Genomic DNA, 16,104 nt, shown 5'->3' with positions numbered 1-16,104 from the left:
TGACCTGGCGACATTGATCCAACGCCGTAGGCCGCACCCGTGGACCGCCACGGGCACCGCACGTCCGGTGTCCGTCTCCACTCCCACGGGAAGGCCCCATGACCCACCTCGCCTCGCGCGTGCCCGACCCGGCGGTCCGCCGGCTGTCGGTGACCCTCTACGGGTACGCGTTCCTCAGTGACCTCGTCCTGCTCTACCCGCTGTACGTGGTGCTCTTCGCCGACACCGGCCTGTCGGTGGGGCAGATCTCGTCGCTGTTCGTCATCTGGTCGGCTGCCGGCATCCTGTTCGAGGTGCCGTCCGGCGCGTGGGCCGACGCGGTGTCGCGCCGGCTGCTGCTGCGCCTCGCCCCGCTGGTGACCGCCGCCGGCTACGCGCTGTGGGTGCTGATCCCGTCGTACCCGGCCTTCGCGGTCGGGTTCCTGTTGTGGGGCGCCGGCGGGGCGCTGGTGTCCGGCGCTCTGGAGGCGCTGGTCTGGACCGAACTGGACCGGCTCGGCGCCGCCGGCCGGTACGCCCGGGTGCTCGGTCGGGCACGGACGGCGGGTGTGCTGGGCGTGGTGGTCACCGGGGTGCTCGCCGGCCCGGTGCTCGCCATCGGCGGGTACCCGGCGGTCGGCGCGGCCAGCGTGCTCGCCTGCCTGCTCGCCGCCGCCGTCGCGGCCCGGTTCCCCGAGCACCGCCCGCCGCCCGGCGCGTCACCGTCCCGGCCCGTGCACGACCCGCCGCCACCGGCGTACGACCCGGCGGTGGCCGTGCCGCCCGTCGCCGCGTTGCGCGGCGACCAGGCGCCCGAGTCGGCAACACCGGACGACGACGGCGATCTGACCTGGTGGGACACGCTGCGGGCCGGTGTGACGCAGGTCCGCTCCCGGCCCCCCGTGCGGGCGGCCGTCCTGCTGGTCGCGGTGGTGGCCGCCGACTGGGGCGCGCTGGACGAGTACACGCCGCTGCTGGCCGTGGACACCGGCGTCGGCGCGCAGGCCGTGCCGCTGCTGCTCCTGCTGCTGTGGGCCGGTGTCACCGTCGGTGGGCTGCTCGCCCCGGCGGGGGAGCGGCTGGGCCACCGGGGTTACGCCGTGCTGCTCGGCCTGGTCGCCGTCGCGCTGGCCGGGGGCGCTCTGGTCCGGCACCCGGCGGGCTTCGTGCTGCTCGCGGTGGCGTTCGGCGCCGCGCAACTGGCCACCGTGCTGGCCGACGCGCGGTTGCAGGCCCGGATCACCGGCACCAGTCGGGCCACCGTCACCTCGCTGGCCGGGATGGCCACCGACCTGCTGATCATCGGGACGTACGCCGGTTACGGTCTCGTCGCCACGGCGGCCGGCAACGCGGTGGCGTTCGCGGCGGCGGCCGGGGCGTACCTCGTGGTGGCGCTGGCGCTGCTGGCCCGCCGGCGACACTCCGGACCGACACCGTGACGGCTGGGTCCCCGCGATGACCTCCCGGCTCAGGTGTCAGGGCTGGTCGCCGTCGAGGTAGACCCACCGGCCGTCCTCGCGGACGAACCGGCTGTGCTCGGTCAGCGTGCCCGGCCGACCCGCCTCGCGGTAGTGGGCGTGGAAAGTCACCGTGCCGGTGGCGTCGAGCAGACCGCCGCGCTCGGTCTCGACGATCTCCAGCCGGGTCCACCGCTGCCCCGGGGTCAGCTCCAGTCGAGCGGGTCGGGTCGACGAGTGCCAACTGCGCAGCAGGTAGTCGGCGTCGCCGAGGGCGAAGGCGCTGAACCGGGAGCGCATCAGCGCCTCGGCCGTCGGCGCCTGCGCGGTACCGCCGTGGACCGGGGAGCAGCAGTCGGCGTACGCCTGGCCGGAGCCGCACGGGCAGACCCGTCCGGTCGTCGCGTTCGCCCGCCGGCCACCCGTACCCCTGCCCATCCCGCCATCCTGCCGCACCGCCGGGCGCCCCGAGCGGCCGGCCGTCAGCCGTCCAGCGCCACCGGCAGGGGGACCGGCCGTTTCGCGACCCGGTCGTCCCCGGACGACCGGCCGCGCAGGTGCCGGGCCACCCAGGGCAGCAGGTGCCGGCGGGCCCAGGCCAGCTCGGCGCCGAGCACCTCGGCGCGGCGTCGCAGCGGCGCCGGCGGCAGCGGCGCCGTCCAGGAGTCGTCGAACCCGGGCAGACCGGCGGTGTACGCCAGCGCGGCGGCGATCCGCGCGTGCCCGGCGCTGTTGGCGTGCAGCCGGTCGTCGCTCCACAGCCGTGGATCGGAGGAGACCGGATGCGCTCCCAGGTCGAGCAGCGTGGCCCCGGTCTGCGCGGTGGCCGCGCGCAGGGCCTCGTTGAGTGCCAGCATCCGGCCCCGCAGCGGCCGGGCCAGCGGCATCACCGGCGCCGGGTCCGGCATGGTGAAGGTCAGGACGGTGGCGCCCTGCCCGACGAGTGCCCGCTGCATCGCCGCGACGTCCTCGGCGACCTGGTCGGCGTCGAAGGAGGGGCGCAGCACGTCGTTCATGCCGGCGACCACGGTGGCCAGGTCGGGGGCGAGATCGAGGGCCGGCTGGAGCTGCTCGGCGCGGATTCGCGCGGTGGTCCGGCCACGGATGGCCAGGTTTGCGTACTCCAGGCCGCCCTGGGCGCGCGCCACCGCCAGGGCGAACCGGTCGGCCCAGCCCCGGTAGCCGCCGGCGTCGTCCGGATCGTCGAGCCCTTCGGTGGTGCTGTCGCCGATCGCCACGTACCGCTGCCACATCACCCGGGCGAGGTTAGTCCCCGCCCGGACGGTGGCGGGCCGGTGGTCGACGGGCAGTGATGGTTGACGATTCTCCCTAGACTCGCGCCATGACGCGTTCCCCCGCGATATCGCTCGCCCCGAACGTCTGGCGGATCCCCACCGTGGGGCGTTCGGCCGTCAACTCGTACGCCTTCGTCGACGACGACGGCAGTGTCACGCTCGTCGACTGCGGGCTGGCCAAAGCGCCGGCCCGGATCGTGCGCGGGTTGGCCGCGATGGGCAAGGTGCCGGCCGACGTCACCCGGATCGTGCTGACGCACGCGCACCCGGACCACGCGGGTGGCGCGGCCGAACTGGCCCGCCGCACCGGCGCCCCGGTGGCCGCGCACGCCGACGACATCCCGTACGCCGAGGCCGGCCACAACCCGCCCGCAGACCCGGCGGTGACCGGCGGCCGGTTCTTCACCCGGGTGGCCGGCGGCCGGTTTCCCGCCGTGCGGGTGGCGCAGCCGCTCGCCGACGGCGACGTGCTCGACGTCGGCGGCGGCCTGCGGGTGGTGCACACCCCCGGGCACTCGCCCGGTCACGTGTCGCTGCTGCACGAACCGACCCGACTGCTGATCACCGGGGACGCGCTGTTCAACGTGCTCGGCGTCCGCTGGTCACCGAAGTTGCTGTGCAGCGATTTCCGGATGACCCGGCAGACCTCCCACGTGCTCGGGGAGCTGGAGTACGACATCGCCGCGTTCACCCACGGCCCGGAGCTGACCGACCGCCCGCGGGAGCGGATCCGCGCCTTCCTGAGCCGCCCGCGCTGACCCGCCCGCGCTGACCGCTCGCGGCCGCGATGCCCACCATCGCGCCGCGGCTCAGAGCCAGCCGGAGCGGCGGAACAGGCGGTACAGGGCGAGGGCCGCCGCCGCCATCAGGGCCAGGGCCCCGGCGTAGCCGTAGCGCCACGCCAGCTCGGGCATGTGGTCGAAGTTCATGCCGTAGACGCCGGCGATGCCGGTCTGGGTGGCCGCGATGGCCGCCCACGCGGCGATCTTGCGCATGTCGTTGTTCTGCTCGACGGCGAGCTGCGCCAACCGGGACTGCACGATCGAGGTGAGCAGGTCGTCGTACGCCGCCACCCGGTCCACCGCCCGGGCCAACCGGCCGTCCACGTCCACGAACCAGCGGTGCAGGGCACGCGGCGGCCCGTCGGCGCCCGGGTCGAGCAGCATCCGCATGGGCGTCTGCAGGGGCAGCACCGCCCGCTTGAACTCCACCACCTCCCGCTTGAGCTGGTAGATGTGCTGGATGTCGGCCGAACGGTCGCGGGCGAACACCGCCTCCTCGACCCGCTCCAGGTCCCGCTCCACGTGCCCGGCCACCTCCAGGTACGTGTCGACCATCCGGGCGCAGACCGCGTACGCCACCGCCCAGGGTCCGGCGGCCAGTAGCGCGGGGCGGCGCTCGATGTCGGCGCGGACGTCGCGCAGCGCACCGGCGGCGCCGTGCCGCACGGTGACGGCGAACCGGTCGCCGAGCAGCACCATCACGTCGCCGGTGTCGATCACCTCGGAGGTGTCGGTCAGCTCGGCGTGCTCCACGTACCCGGCGGTGCGCAGCACCAGCAGGGTGACCGGCCCGTGCCGCTGCACGGTGGGCCGGTGCCCGTCGGCGAGCGCCTGCTCGACGGTCAGCTCGTCGAGGCCGAAGGTGCGCCCCACGGCGGCGAGCACGGCCGGTCCCGGCTCGTGCAACCCCAGCCAGACGAAGGCGCCGCGGCCCCGGCGGGCACGGGCGTACGCGTCGGCGTAGTGCGGCCGGCCCGGCTCCCGTCGGCCGTTGACGTAGACGGCGCAGTCGACCACGGCGTCCGGATTGGATCGGCGGGGCGTGGGAGCCTCACCGCCCGGGCGGCCGAGCAGCCGCCGGGCCAGGGCGCGTACGCCTCGACCGGCCCGGTCCCGTACCGCTCGCTGATCCACGACGCGCCCCCTCCCGCGCACCGACGCGGCCACGGTGCTCGCAGGGCATGGTGCCACCGGATTCTGCCCAGCGGCGTCCGGCTCCCGACAGCGGGGGCTGTCGGCTCAGGCGGTGCGGGTGGCGAAGACGACGATGTTGTCCACGTAGTTGCCGGTCGTGTCGTCGAACCGGCCGCCGCAGGTGATCAGGCGCAGTCCGGCGGCGTCCGCCGGGCCGTAGACCAGGCCGCCGGGGAAGCGGTCCTTGGGGTACGCGTGGACGCCGTCCACTGTGAACGTGGTGACCCGCGCGTCGGCGCGGGTGACCTGGATCTCCTGGCCGGCGCGCAGTCGACCCAGGTCGAAGAAGACCGCCGGGCCGGCCGGCGAGTCGACGTGTCCCACCAGGACGGCGTTGCCGGTCTCTCCGGGGCTGACGCCGTGTTTGTACCAGCCGGCGAGGGTCGGCTTGTCCAGCGGGGGGACTTCCAGCACCCCGGCGGCGTCCACGCCGACGGCGACGATCTCCGCGCGTACACCGATGGCCGGAATCTGGACCCGGACGGGCGCGGCGCGGGGCAGCGGGGCCAGGTCCGGCGCGGGCCGGGTGTGTGTCGGCGCGTCGACCGGCGGGCGTGGGGGACGCGCCGGCTCGGCGGTGAGGCCGACGGTGATCAGCCCCAGCCCGGACACGCCGAGCAGGGCGACCACCGCCGGCAGGGTCCGTCGCCTCCACACGTGCTGACCTCCGTAGGGATCGTCGGGTGCCCGTGCCGGTGTCACCGGCACGGGCACCCGTCCTCAGGGATGGAGCGCGTCGCCGGTCAGGCGACGGTGGACACCGGACGACGCCGGCGGAACAGGAGCACCGCGCCCGCGGCGGCGGTGCCGAGCAGGGTGCCTCCGGCGGCGAGGGCGCCCGCGTCGCGACCGTCGCGGTTGTCGCCGCCCGAGCCGGCCGGGGCGCCACCGATCGGGGTGACGGTGAACGTGGCGCTGCCCGCCGAGCTGCCGTCGCCGCAGGTCGCGGCCACCGTGTACGTGCCGAGGGTGAACCCGGCGGTGAACAGTTCGGCGCTGAGGCCGCCGCCGGCGGCGGCCGTGGTGGATCGGACGTTCTCGTCGCGGTTGGGTCCGGTGACCCGGAAGATGACGTCACCCGACTTCGGGTTGCAGGTCGTCGCGGTGAGCACGACGGTTCCTCCGACCGGCGTGGTGGCCGGTGACACGACGGTGTCGGCCAGTGCGGCGCCCGGCAGCAGGAGCGTGCCGAGGCCCACGCCGAGCGCCGCAGAGCAGAGTGCTGTTGAGACCTTCATACGCGTCTTCCCTCACTTTTCGTCCGCTGACTGCGTGGGACGTCGTTCGGGTGGCCAACTCCGTGACTAGCACCGGTGTGCCCAACACTAGGTCGGTTGGGACCCCGATCAGGTGAAAATGAGAAACCTTCGTTGCCGTCACGTGTCCACCCGAAGGCGGGGGAGAGCAGCGCTTGGACCCGGACGGCCCGAGGGGTGCCGGTGCTCCGATCGATGTCCGCTCGGGTCGGGCTGTCGCGGCTGGGCCGATGGCGAGGTATGGCCCAACCACGGCGGGAATGCCCGCCGGCCCGCTCAGCCGGCTCGCTCAGCCGGCCCGCTCGGCCGGTGCCGGTTCGGGCATCGGCTCGCCGGTCTCCAGGAGGGTCTTGAGGCTGGCCAGCAGCTCCGGCCAGCCGCCGCTGCCGTCGAGTTGACCGCTGATCGCCCGGTGCATCTCGCTGTCCGGGGAGAAGTCGTCGTGGATGACGGTCAACCGGACGGCCGAGGGCCCGTGCGGCTCGATCTCGAAGGTCACCGTCGACCGGCGCTCGCCGAGCCGAGCGGCCAGCTCCTCGGTGGACCAGCCGAAGTGCTCGGCGTGCTCGGGTTGGAAGCCGTGCCAGCTGTAGGAGAGGCGACGGTACGGCTCGGCGACCAGCACCCGCTGGCCGAGATCGCGAGGCTCGCCCTCCGGCGCGTCCTGCCACAGCACCGGCGACCCGACCTGCCAGTCGGACACCAGCGCGACCCCACCCCAGTAGCGGCGGGTGAACGCGGGCTCCGTGAGCGCGGCCCACAGCCGCTGCGGGGTGGTGGTGACGTATGTCGTGTAGACGAACGTGGGGCTTGCCATGGGCTGTTCCTCCAATGCTGTGCTCAGGTCGGCGAGCGCGGCCGCCCGCTGCCGGTCGTAGCGGCTCAGCCACCGGTCGGCGATGGCGTTGATCGGGGCGGCGTTGAGGAAGTGCACCTTCTCCCGGCCGCGCCGGACGGTCGTCACCAGGCCGGCTGCCTCCAGCACCGACAGGTGCTTGCTGACCGCCTGCCGGGTCGTCGGCAACCCGTCGCAGAGCTCTCGCAGGGTCTGGCCGTTGCGTGCGTTGAGCCGGTCGAGCAGCCGCCGCCGGCCGGGATCGGCCAGTGCCCGGAACGCCTCGTCCATCCGCCGCCCCCCTGAAAAGCAACCATTTGGTTGCCGATAACTTAGGCAAGCGAATGGTTGCATGTCAACCTCGCGTGGGGTCGAGTGGCCGGAGCGGCGTGTGCGGCCGCCGGGGCGGTGTGGCAGCGTGGTGCGGTGACCGATTCCGCCCCGCTCGACGTCGATCTCGCGCTGCTCGGCGGCGGGGGCGCCGCCTCGCTGCTGCTCGCGGCGCTGGACCGGCACGGCGTCCGCGACCTGCGGATCGCCGTCGTCGACCCGGTGCGCCGGCGCGGCCAGGACCGCACCTGGGCGTTCTGGGGCGACCCGAGCGCCGACCTCGACCCACTGCTGAGCGCGAGCTGGCGGCAGGTCGAGGTGGCGACGCCCGCGCGGCGCCGCGTCCTCGACCTGACCCCGCTGCGGTACGCCATGCTGCGCTCCGGCCCGGTCTACGACCGGGCTGCCGAGGCCGAGCGTCGGCTGGACGCCGTCCGGATCGTCGCCCCGGCCGAGACGGTGACCGACGACGGCACCCGGGTGGTCGTCCGCACCGGCGACGGGCGTGTCGTACGGGCCGGCTGGGTGCTCGACTCCCGCCCCCGCCCACCCGCGCGAGCCGGGCGGACGACCTGGTTGCAACACTTCCGCGGCTGGTGGCTGGAGTCCGACCGACCGGCGTTCGACCCGCGGCGGGCGGTGCTCATGGACTTCCGCACCCCGCAGCCCGCCCGGGGCGTCTCCTTCGGCTACGTGCTGCCGGTCAGCGACCGCTACGCCCTGGTCGAGTACACCGAGTTCTCGCCCGGCCTGCTCACCGACGCCGGGTACGACAGGGCGCTGGCCGGCTACCGCGACCTGCTCGGGCTCGACCCGGCGGGGCTGCGGGTCCGCGAGGTGGAGAACGGGGTGATCCCGATGACCGACGCGCCGTTCTCGGCCCGGCCCTCGCCGCGCGTCGTCCGCCTCGGCACGGCCGGGGGCGCGACCCGCCCCTCCACCGGCTTCACCTTCTCCGCCATGTACCGCCAGGCCGACCAGGTGGCCCGCGCGCTCGCCGCCGGCCAGCCGCCAGTGCCGAAGGCCGCGTACCCGGCCCGGCACCGCTGGATGGACGCGGTGGCGCTGCGCGCGCTGGACCGGGGCGGCGTCGGCGGTCCCGACTTCTTCGATCGGCTCTTCGACCGCAACCCGCCCGAGCGGGTCCTGCGCTTCCTCGACGGCGTCACCACCCCCGCCGAGGAGATCGCGATCATGAACTCCACCCGACTGCTGCCGATGATCGCCGCCACGGCCGGCGACGCGGCGCACCGCGTGCGCGACCGGCTGCGGCCCGCCCGGCCCGCGCCGGCCATCCCGGCGGCCGTGGTGGGCCGGCCGCTCCGGCCCGTCGCCGACTCGGAAACCTGACCCGGGCCGGTCAGCGCCGGGCGGTCACCCGGTCGCGGATCAGCACGCGCAGGTCCTCCATCGGGTCACCGTCACCGGCCCCGAGCAGCGTCTTCGTCGCTGCGATAGTCAACCCCAGCTCCGGGTACGCGTACGCGAGGCTGCCGCCGCTGCCGGCCGCGCCGAACGAACCGTCGTCGTCCACCGCGTACCCGAGGCCCCAGGTCGCCTCCTGCCCGAACACCCACTCCGGTCCGGGCGGCCCGTCCAGCGTCGTCGCCTCCCGCAGCCGGGCCGGCGAGATCAGCCGGATACCGTCCACCTCGCCGATCAGCGCCGCGAGCATCCGTGCCGCCGCCCGCGCGGTCATGGTGCCGGTGGCCGGCACATCGGCGGCCAGGACGTCGGTGCGGCTGCCGACCTGCGCACCCGGTCGGACGCCCGCCGGGGCGACCCGGTCGAAGTTCGGCAGGTTGGCACTCGCGTAGTCGAACAGCGCCGCCATGTTGCGGTCCTCGACACGGGCCAGCCGGCCCAGCTCGGCCGCCGGAACACCGAGGTACAGCTCGTCGGCCACACCGAGTGGCCCGGCCACGTCCTCAGCGAGCACCGCCGAGACGCGCCGGCCGGTCACCCGGCGGACCACCTCACCGACCAGCCAGCCGAAGGTCCACGCGTGGTACGCCTTCACCTCGCCGGGTGGGGCGATCGGCTCCGCGTCGGCCACGACGGCGCACATCCGGTCCCAGTCGGTGAAGTCCTCCGGCGTCACGTCGGCGGGCAGGACGGGCACGCCGGCGGTGTGGGTGAGCGCGTGCCGGAGGGTGATCCGCTCCTTGCCGTGCCGGGCGAACTCCGGCCACACGTCGGCGATCCGCAGGTCGTAGTCCAGCTCGCCGCGCTCGGCCAGCACGTGTACCACGGTCGAGGTGACGGCCTTACCGGTGGACGCGCTCCAGACCGGGGTGTCCGCCCCCAGCGCCCGGCCGGTGGCCCGGTCGGCGATCCCGGCCTGCACCGTCAGGATCGGCTCGCCGTCGAGGTACGCGGCGACCTGCACCCCGGATTCCCGGCCGCTGGCGATCAGCTCGTCGATCGTCTGCCGTACGTCGGCCCGCAGGCCGTCCCAGTTCCCGTCCACGGTCGTCGACTCTGACAGAGCAGGCAGCGATCGCGCGCATGATTATCGGCCACCGGCGCGACCTGCGCGGTGCCCTCAGTCGGTGAGCAGCCGCCCCCGCAGCCGAGTGGTCAACGACTCGTCCACGCCGAGACGGTCGGTGGCGTAGCCGACCACCGACCCGTACGCGGCGGTCAGGTCGGCCAGGAAGTGCCGGATGACGGCTTCGGGGGCGCGACCGTACCCGGGCCAGCGCAGCTCGCGGTCGGGGTTCAGGGCCCGCCAGTCGGCGATGAGGCGCTCGGTGGCCAGCTCGGTGCGCGTGAAGTCGGCGACGATCTGTTCCTCGTCGACGCCCAGCAGGGCCAGCAGCAGCGCGGCCAGCAGGCCGGTGCGGTCCTTGCCGGACGCGCAGTGGAAGGCCAGCGGCGCGTCGGCGGCGGCGATCACCTCCAACGCCTGGCGCAGCTCGGCGACCCCGTCCTCGGCGACCTCGGCGTACCGGTTGGCGAGGTAGCGCCACGGGTCGACGTTCTCCTCGATCGTCGCCTGATCGTAGGGGCGGTGCTCGATGCTGAGGTTGTGCCAGGCCAGCCCGTCGATCTGTGGTGCTCGACCCCGTGCGGCGATCTCCCACGGATACCGCAGGTCGATCACCGTGCCGACGCCGAGGGCGTGGAACCGGTCCAGGTCGGCGCCCGCCAGCTTGCCCAGCGAGTCCGAGCGGTAGAGCAGGCGCCAGCGGACCGTACGCCCGTCGTCGGTGCGGTGACCACCGAGGTCGCGGAAGTTGTGCAGACGGTCGAACGCGACGTGCCGGTCCATCCGGCAGACCCTAGTGCCTCCGGCCCCGGCGTGGCGGCCCCCGACAGGCCAGCGCGAGGTCACCGCCCGGTAGGTTGCCTGCCATGGTGGACGCGGCGGCCGGCAGGGGCGTGCAGATCTGGACCGACGGGGCGTGCAGCGGCAACCCCGGACCGGGCGGCTGGGGCGCCCTGCTGCGCTACGGCGACCACGAGCGGGAGCTGTGCGGTGGCGAGGCGACCCCGACGACCAACAATCGGATGGAGCTGATGGCGGCCATCCAGGCCCTGGAGAGCCTGAACCGGCCGGTCACGGTCGAGCTGCACACCGACAGCACCTACGTACGCAACGGCATCACGAGCTGGCTGGCGTCGTGGAAGCGAAACGGCTGGCGGACGGCCGCGAAGCAGCCGGTCAAGAACGCCGACCTGTGGCAGCGGCTGGAGGCGGCCTGCGAGCGGCACGAGGTCACCTGGCTGTGGGTGAAGGGGCACAACGGTCACCCGGAGAACGAGCGCGCCGACGGTCTGGCCAACAAGGGCATGACCGAGGCGCGGGCGGCGCTGGCGAGCCGCTAGGTCGTCCGCTCGGTTCGGCGGGTCGCGTCGGGGTGCCCCGGCATGCTCGACCCGCCGCCGCTGCTGCCGGAGGAGCCGCCGGTCATGCCCGAGCTGTTGTCCTCGGTGACGATGTCCGGTGGCATGTCGGTATCGGCCGGCGGCGGGACCTCGGTGTCCGCCTCGACCTGCACCAACGGCACCTGGCCGGCCTCGTCCTCGCTGTGCTGCGGGTCGCCCGGCAGCTCACCGTCGCGCTTTCGGTAGCCCACGCCGTGCCCCCCGTCGATGCCGGTCCGCGTCGGCCGTGGCTACCCGGCGTCGTCACCCACGAAACCTCGCGCGGCGGCAGCAGCCGTCTGGGTGAGCGGGGCCGGCTCCGGCGCGGCGCTCGGCAGGCGCAGGGACCGCCGACGGGTGTGGGGCCGGCCGGAGCCGCCGTGCCCGCGTACCGCGCGGCTCGTCGCACCGCCGTCAGCGGCGGCGGCCCCGGCGGGTCGGGGCGGCGGCCCGCGCGGGGCGGCGTACCGGTGTGAGCGCCAGCGCCGTCCAGTGTGCCGGCCGGGTCAGCGTCGCCGGCAGCCCGGTGCGGACGTCCCCCCGGGCGGCGTCCACCTGAGCCTGGTGCAGGAACAGGGTGGCTCGTAGGTCCGCGCCGCGCAGGTCGGCCCCGCGCAGGTCGGCGCCCGTGACGTCGGCCAGACCCAGGTCGACGCCGCGCAGGTCGGCGCCGACCAGCAGCGCGCCGCGCAGGTTGGCCCGGCGCAGGTCCACCCGGCGCAGGTCCGCCCCGAGGAGCTGCGCCCCCCGCCGGTCGATCCCGCCGGGGGAGCGGGCCGCGTCACTGACCTGCGACAGGAGCGGGTTGACGCGGGCCCGGTGCGCGTCGACGTCCACGGTGCCCAGCCGCGCCGGGTCGCTCTCGGCGAGCGCGGCGATCTCGGCGCGGGCGTGCTCCAGCTCGGCGCGCAGCGCGGCCGGTGGGCGCAGCGACACCGCCTCGCCGAGATACCAGAGCAGTTCGTGCAGCGGACGCAGCACCGTGAACGCCTCGGCCATCGCGGGCAGTGTCTCCGGGGCGTCCCGCCAGTCCCGGCCACCGAAGGTGACCTGGGCGACCTGCTGCCCGGCCCCGAAGCAGTCGAAGACCGTGCACCCGGCGAACCCCCGCTCCCGCAGCTCCGTGTGGATGCCGCAGCGGTGGTCCGGGCGCAGGTTCGGGCAGGCCCGTCCGGCCGGCTTGTCGATGGCGAAGTCGGCCGACGCGGCGAAGGCGGGAACGACGCAGCACAACCCGAAACAGCGCGCGCAGTCGGCGCGCAGCTGCGCCGACTGCGACGGCGGCGCGGGATGGGTCGACACGGGGAAACGGTCCTCCTGGCGATCGACGACGACCCCCATTGTCCCGCGCCTCATCCCGACCCGGTGGGTCGGGGGTCACCGTCCGTGCGCGTCGCCGGCCGTCGCGGAGCGAGGAGCGGGGGTACGCGAACCATCCGGCGGCGGCACCAGCCGGCGGATCTCTCGCTGCCCGTCGCCGCCGCCGTACTTCTGGTCGAAGTGCCTGCGTACGGTGGCGGCCGGCGTGCGGTCCCCGTCGACCGGCTCGGCCAGGGCGAACACCTTCGGGGCGCCGCCCGGCGCGCGCGGTGGCAGCACGGCCCGCACGGTCAGCGGCCCGGTCACCTTGAACACACCGCAGTCGACGTAGTGCTGCCCCTCCACACTCACGTAGGGCACCTGCACCTCGACCACGTCGGAGTCGTCGTGGCGCAGCGTGACGGCGACCGACCAGTACCGCTCCAGGTTGACCGTCGCCTGCTCGTGCTCCCACAGCTCCTCGAAACGGGCGTGCACGAACCCGCCCCAGGGGCTGTCCATGTCGACCTCGAGCTGGGGCACGTTGAACGACAGCTTCCCGATCGGGAAGAACGAGATCAGCGCCCGGCTGTCCCACTGGTAGAGCTGGATCGACGGGGACGCGTCGTAGAGCCGAACCTGCAACCGGTGCCGCAGTCGGGCGTCGAGCGAGTCCTGGAACAGCGCCAGGTGCCGCAGGTTGGTGCGGATCTGGCGCGGTACGTCCACCCGCTGCCGCTCCAACTCCTCCGAGCGCTGCTGCGCGGCCGTGCAGTCCGGGTCCAGCAGGAGCAACTGCACCTGCGCGCCGTTGGCGAGCGCCGCCCGCACCCCCCGCAGCGCCTCCTCGCGTTGCGTGTCCTCCAGCAGGATCGTCCAGGTGTCGAGGATCCGTACCCGGCGTCCGGAGCGGTGCAGCCGGGTCACGAAGGCGTGCTGGTCGAAGCTCAGGTGCTCCTGCACCCGCGCCCTGCGGGCCTCCTCGAACAGCGGGTCGAAGATGACGTACGAGATGGCCGCGAGGACCACGCTGGAGCCGATGTTGAGCAGCAGGTCGCTGAGGAAGCCGCTGCTGCGCCAGGCGGCCAGCAGCAGCACGAGGGCGATCCCGAGCAACGCCCCACCGACGCCGAAGGCACGTCGTTGTCGGCCGCCACGGTCGCCCCGACCAGCCCAGTCGGGCATCCGGTCCCCTTCCGTCCTGGCCCCGCCGATCATCGAGATGCGGAGGATACGTGCCGGCTTTGCCGCTCGCTGTCCCGTTCGCGACCGACGGGTTCGCCGACCGGGCCGTCTCGACCGCTTCTCAGGTGACGGTAACGGGGCAGGGCGACTGCGGAGGGTAGGGGTGGATGGACGACGACGAACGCGAGAAGGCCCTGCTCGCCGCCCTGACTGAGCTGACGACCCTCAGACCCGTCGCCAGTCGTCGGTGGTCAACGCGGCGGCCTGCGGGCCCATCAGCAGCATGCCGCCGTCGACGGGCCAGGACGCCCCGGTGACGTAGCTGGCGGCGGGGGAGGCGAGCAGCGCGACCACGGCCGCCACCTCCCGGGCGTCGCCGGGCCGTCCCACCGGCACGCCGGGCCGCTCCTGGGTGAACGGGTCGACGTCCTCCTGACCGGTCATCGGCGTGGCGATCTCGCCCGGAGCGACGGCGTTGACGGTGATCCCGTCGGCGGCCAACTCCTGGGCCATCACCCGGGTCAGCAGCCCCAGGCCGCCCTTCGCGGCGCAGTACGCGGCCGAGCCCACCCGGGGCGCGTGCTCGTGCACGCTGGTGATGTTGATGATCCGTCCGCCCGCGCCGGCGGCCCGCATCCGCCGCGCGGCCCGTTGCGCGCACAGAAAGGGCGCGTCGAGGTCCACGGCGAGCACCTCGCGCCACTGCTCCCAGCCGGTGTCGACGAACGGGGTCGAGCCGCCGATGCCGGCGTTGTTGACCAGCACCCCGATGCCGCCGAGTCGGTCGGCCAGCTCGTCGATCACCGCGGTCGCGTCCGGCAGCCGGGTGAAGTCCGCCTCGGCGATTTCGCACCGCCGTCCGGTGGAGCGGACCTCGGTCGCCGTCCGCTCGGCGCCGTCGGGGTCGCCGTACCAGGTGATGCCGATGTCGAAGCCGGCCTCGGCCAGGGCGACCGCGCTGGCCTTGCCGATACCGGAGTCCGCGCCGGTCACGACGGCGATGCGGGGGTACGTGTCGTATCGATGGGGCATGGACGGGCAGTACCCCGGTCACGCCCGGCGTACCGTCGCCGGATGCGGATCACCCGATTCACGCACTCCTGCGTCCGCGTCGAGCACGACGGTGGGGTGCTTGTCGTCGACCCGGGGACCTGGAGCGAACCAGGGGCGCTGGTCGGCGCGGACGCCGTCCTGGTCACCCACGAACACACCGACCACGTGGACGTGCTGCGCCTGGCCGGGCTGGGCGTCCCGGTGTATGCCCCGGAGGGCGCCCGGCTGCCCGACCTTGCCCCGCTGCCGAGCGGTGGACGCCGCCGCCGCGTACCCGATCCACGACGCGCAGCTCAACGAGCGCGGCCGGGCCAGCGTCGCCGGCTGGTTCGCCGAGACCATCCCCGGCTACCGCCACCTCGCCCCCGGCGACACCGCCTGAGCGACCGCGCCCTCGGACCGCGTCTGTGGGTGGTCGGAGCACACAACGACATCGACGAGCGTGTCGGTCGGGCTCATGTCGGGTGTGGCCTGCGTCACGGTAGCTTCGGCGCACGCCGACGCCCCCGCCGGCGCTGCCAAGGAGAACGTTCATGACCACACCGCGCCGAACCGCCACCGCCCTGACCGCCGTCCTGCTGCTGATCCTGACCATCGCGGCCCCCGCCCAGGCCGCCACCCCCGCCACCAGGCCGCCCGTCTCCGGGTCGTTGGGCACCTACAACATCTCCGGGGTGTACGTCGCCGGTGTGTCCTCCGGTGGCTACATGGCGACCCAGCTGCACGTCGCCTACTCGTCCCGGATCCGGGGCGCTGCCGTCTTCGCGGCGGGCCCGTACTACTGCTCGCAGAACACCGTTGCCCAGGCGCTCTACGGCTGCGGTGACAACCTGTACCCGACGAACGTGTCCGCCCTGCAGACGTACACCCGGACCTGGGCGACGTACGGCTGGGTCGACCCGGTCGGCAACCTCTCCGGCGACCCGGTGTACGTGTTCCACGGCGCCAACGACACCTCCGTCAAGAAGTCCGTCACCGACGACCTGGTCCGCTACTACCAGCACTTCGGGGCCAGCGTGCAGTACGACAGCGGCTCGGCCGCCGGTCACTCGTGGGTCACGCCGTACGGCACGTCGGGGTGTACGGCCACCGCGTCGCCGTTCCTCAACGACTGCGGCACCGACCCGCAGAACGCCCTGCTGCGCAAGCTGCTCGGCGGGGTGAACGCGCCCAATACCGCGGCTCTCGGTGGCACGCTCGTGCGCTTCGACCAGAACACCTTCGCGGTCAACGGCTGGGCCAACGGGCTGAGCATGGACGCCAACGGCTTCGCCTACGTCCCGTCGGCCTGCGCCGCCGGGCAGTCGTGTCGGCTGCTGGTCGCCCTGCACGGCTGCGCCCAGGGGTACGGGTCGGTGGGCACGGCGTTCGTCGACCGGGCAAACCTCAACCAGTACGCGGACACCAACAACCTGGTAGTGCTCTACCCGCAGGCGGGCACGGCCCTGAGCAACCCGAACGGCTGCTGGGACTGGTGGGGCTACCTGGGCGCGACCAACTTCCCGATTAAGGGCGGCGCGCAGGTGGAGTCCATCATGAACATGGTCCGCCGGCTGGACGGCTGAGGGT

The 16,104-nt window shown here is 74.1% G+C and carries 18 protein-coding genes and 1 pseudogene; 7 read left to right on the top strand and 12 right to left on the bottom strand.

Annotated elements, in window-relative coordinates:
• The first annotated feature begins 98 nt into the window (after positions 1-98).
• Positions 99-1,418: an MFS transporter gene (locus ACFYPR_RS28140; RefSeq protein WP_387263360.1), complete on the top strand. Its 1,320-nt coding sequence runs from the start codon at positions 99-101 to the stop codon at positions 1,416-1,418.
• Between the two features lie 36 nt (positions 1,419-1,454).
• On the opposite strand, the gene ACFYPR_RS28135 is transcribed toward ACFYPR_RS28140, so the two are convergent.
• On the bottom strand, positions 1,455-1,874 hold the full coding sequence (locus ACFYPR_RS28135; RefSeq protein WP_387263359.1) for a YchJ family protein: 420 nt from the start codon (positions 1,872-1,874) through the stop codon (positions 1,455-1,457).
• Positions 1,875-1,918: 44 nt separating this feature from the next.
• The gene (locus ACFYPR_RS28130) at positions 1,919-2,689 is read right to left on the bottom strand and encodes an SGNH/GDSL hydrolase family protein (RefSeq protein WP_354861290.1); all 771 of its coding nucleotides are present in this window, start codon (positions 2,687-2,689) and stop codon (positions 1,919-1,921) included.
• An 89-nt stretch (positions 2,690-2,778) separates the two neighbouring features.
• Here ACFYPR_RS28130 and ACFYPR_RS28125 point away from each other — a divergent pair, with 89 nt between their 5' ends.
• Positions 2,779-3,489 (top strand): MBL fold metallo-hydrolase, encoded by a 711-nt coding sequence (locus tag ACFYPR_RS28125; RefSeq protein ID WP_354861271.1) that lies wholly within the window; start codon positions 2,779-2,781, stop codon positions 3,487-3,489.
• 51 nt (positions 3,490-3,540) lie between these two features.
• On the opposite strand, the gene ACFYPR_RS28120 is transcribed toward ACFYPR_RS28125, so the two are convergent.
• From ACFYPR_RS28120 to ACFYPR_RS28105, 4 genes are all read right to left on the bottom strand, one after another.
• The gene (locus ACFYPR_RS28120; RefSeq protein WP_387182664.1) at positions 3,541-4,647 is read right to left on the bottom strand and encodes a magnesium and cobalt transport protein CorA; all 1,107 of its coding nucleotides are present in this window, start codon (positions 4,645-4,647) and stop codon (positions 3,541-3,543) included.
• Positions 4,648-4,752: 105 nt separating this feature from the next.
• Entirely contained in the window at positions 4,753-5,364 is a 612-nt protein-coding gene (locus ACFYPR_RS28115; RefSeq protein WP_354861275.1) for a class F sortase, read from the bottom strand.
• Positions 5,365-5,450: 86 nt separating this feature from the next.
• On the bottom strand, positions 5,451-5,945 hold the full coding sequence (locus ACFYPR_RS28110) for a hypothetical protein (protein WP_354861277.1): 495 nt from the start codon (positions 5,943-5,945) through the stop codon (positions 5,451-5,453).
• Positions 5,946-6,252: 307 nt separating this feature from the next.
• Positions 6,253-7,089, bottom strand: a complete 837-nt coding sequence (locus ACFYPR_RS28105; RefSeq protein WP_363940736.1) for a metalloregulator ArsR/SmtB family transcription factor — start codon at positions 7,087-7,089, stop codon at positions 6,253-6,255.
• A gap of 117 nt (positions 7,090-7,206) precedes the next feature.
• Between ACFYPR_RS28105 and ACFYPR_RS28100 the strand changes: the two genes are divergently transcribed.
• Positions 7,207-8,478 (top strand): lycopene cyclase family protein, encoded by a 1,272-nt coding sequence (locus tag ACFYPR_RS28100; protein WP_387263430.1) that lies wholly within the window; start codon positions 7,207-7,209, stop codon positions 8,476-8,478.
• A gap of 10 nt (positions 8,479-8,488) precedes the next feature.
• On the opposite strand, the gene ACFYPR_RS28095 is transcribed toward ACFYPR_RS28100, so the two are convergent.
• Together ACFYPR_RS28095 and ACFYPR_RS28090 are read right to left on the bottom strand one after the other, a co-directional pair.
• Positions 8,489-9,598, bottom strand: coding sequence for a serine hydrolase domain-containing protein (locus ACFYPR_RS28095; protein ID WP_387263355.1), 1,110 nt, complete (start codon positions 9,596-9,598; stop codon positions 8,489-8,491).
• A gap of 75 nt (positions 9,599-9,673) precedes the next feature.
• Positions 9,674-10,402, bottom strand: coding sequence for a tyrosine-protein phosphatase (locus ACFYPR_RS28090; RefSeq protein ID WP_355136875.1), 729 nt, complete (start codon positions 10,400-10,402; stop codon positions 9,674-9,676).
• An 83-nt stretch (positions 10,403-10,485) separates the two neighbouring features.
• Here ACFYPR_RS28090 and rnhA point away from each other — a divergent pair, with 83 nt between their 5' ends.
• Positions 10,486-10,959, top strand: coding sequence for a ribonuclease HI (rnhA, locus tag ACFYPR_RS28085; RefSeq protein WP_007459445.1), 474 nt, complete (start codon positions 10,486-10,488; stop codon positions 10,957-10,959).
• Here rnhA and ACFYPR_RS28080 read toward each other — a convergent pair.
• The 4 genes from ACFYPR_RS28080 to ACFYPR_RS28065 form a co-directional block, all read right to left on the bottom strand.
• Positions 10,956-11,210 (bottom strand): preprotein translocase YidC, encoded by a 255-nt coding sequence (locus tag ACFYPR_RS28080; protein WP_354861285.1) that lies wholly within the window; start codon positions 11,208-11,210, stop codon positions 10,956-10,958. The two genes, rnhA and ACFYPR_RS28080, sit on opposite strands and share 4 nt — an antisense overlap.
• 202 nt (positions 11,211-11,412) lie before the next feature.
• On the bottom strand, positions 11,413-12,300 hold the full coding sequence (locus ACFYPR_RS28075) for a pentapeptide repeat-containing protein (protein ID WP_387263352.1): 888 nt from the start codon (positions 12,298-12,300) through the stop codon (positions 11,413-11,415).
• Positions 12,301-12,375: 75 nt separating this feature from the next.
• The gene (locus ACFYPR_RS28070) at positions 12,376-13,482 is read right to left on the bottom strand and encodes a DUF5919 domain-containing protein (RefSeq protein ID WP_354863023.1); all 1,107 of its coding nucleotides are present in this window, start codon (positions 13,480-13,482) and stop codon (positions 12,376-12,378) included.
• A 225-nt stretch (positions 13,483-13,707) separates the two neighbouring features.
• Positions 13,708-14,514, bottom strand: a complete 807-nt coding sequence (locus ACFYPR_RS28065) for an SDR family oxidoreductase (RefSeq protein ID WP_355068287.1) — start codon at positions 14,512-14,514, stop codon at positions 13,708-13,710.
• Positions 14,515-14,556: 42 nt separating this feature from the next.
• Here ACFYPR_RS28065 and ACFYPR_RS28060 point away from each other — a divergent pair.
• The 3 genes and pseudogenes from ACFYPR_RS28060 to ACFYPR_RS28050 all read left to right on the top strand — a co-directional run.
• Positions 14,557-14,748 (top strand): annotated as a pseudogene (locus tag ACFYPR_RS28060) (MBL fold metallo-hydrolase); the annotation flags it as partial.
• 40 nt (positions 14,749-14,788) lie between these two features.
• Positions 14,789-14,917 carry a hypothetical protein gene (locus ACFYPR_RS28055; protein WP_387263434.1) on the top strand — a complete coding sequence of 43 codons (129 nt, stop codon included), beginning with the start codon at positions 14,789-14,791 and terminating at the stop codon, positions 14,915-14,917.
• Positions 14,918-15,068: 151 nt separating this feature from the next.
• Positions 15,069-16,100, top strand: a complete 1,032-nt coding sequence (locus ACFYPR_RS28050) for a PHB depolymerase family esterase (protein ID WP_354863027.1) — start codon at positions 15,069-15,071, stop codon at positions 16,098-16,100.
• The last annotated feature ends 4 nt before the right edge of the window (positions 16,101-16,104 follow it).

It is taken from the genome of Micromonospora sp. NPDC005254, assembly GCF_042872525.1.
GTDB lineage: Bacteria > Actinomycetota > Actinomycetes > Mycobacteriales > Micromonosporaceae > Micromonospora.
The sequence above is the reverse complement of the archived record's forward strand: the minus strand, read 5'-3'. Positions and strand labels throughout refer to the sequence as shown.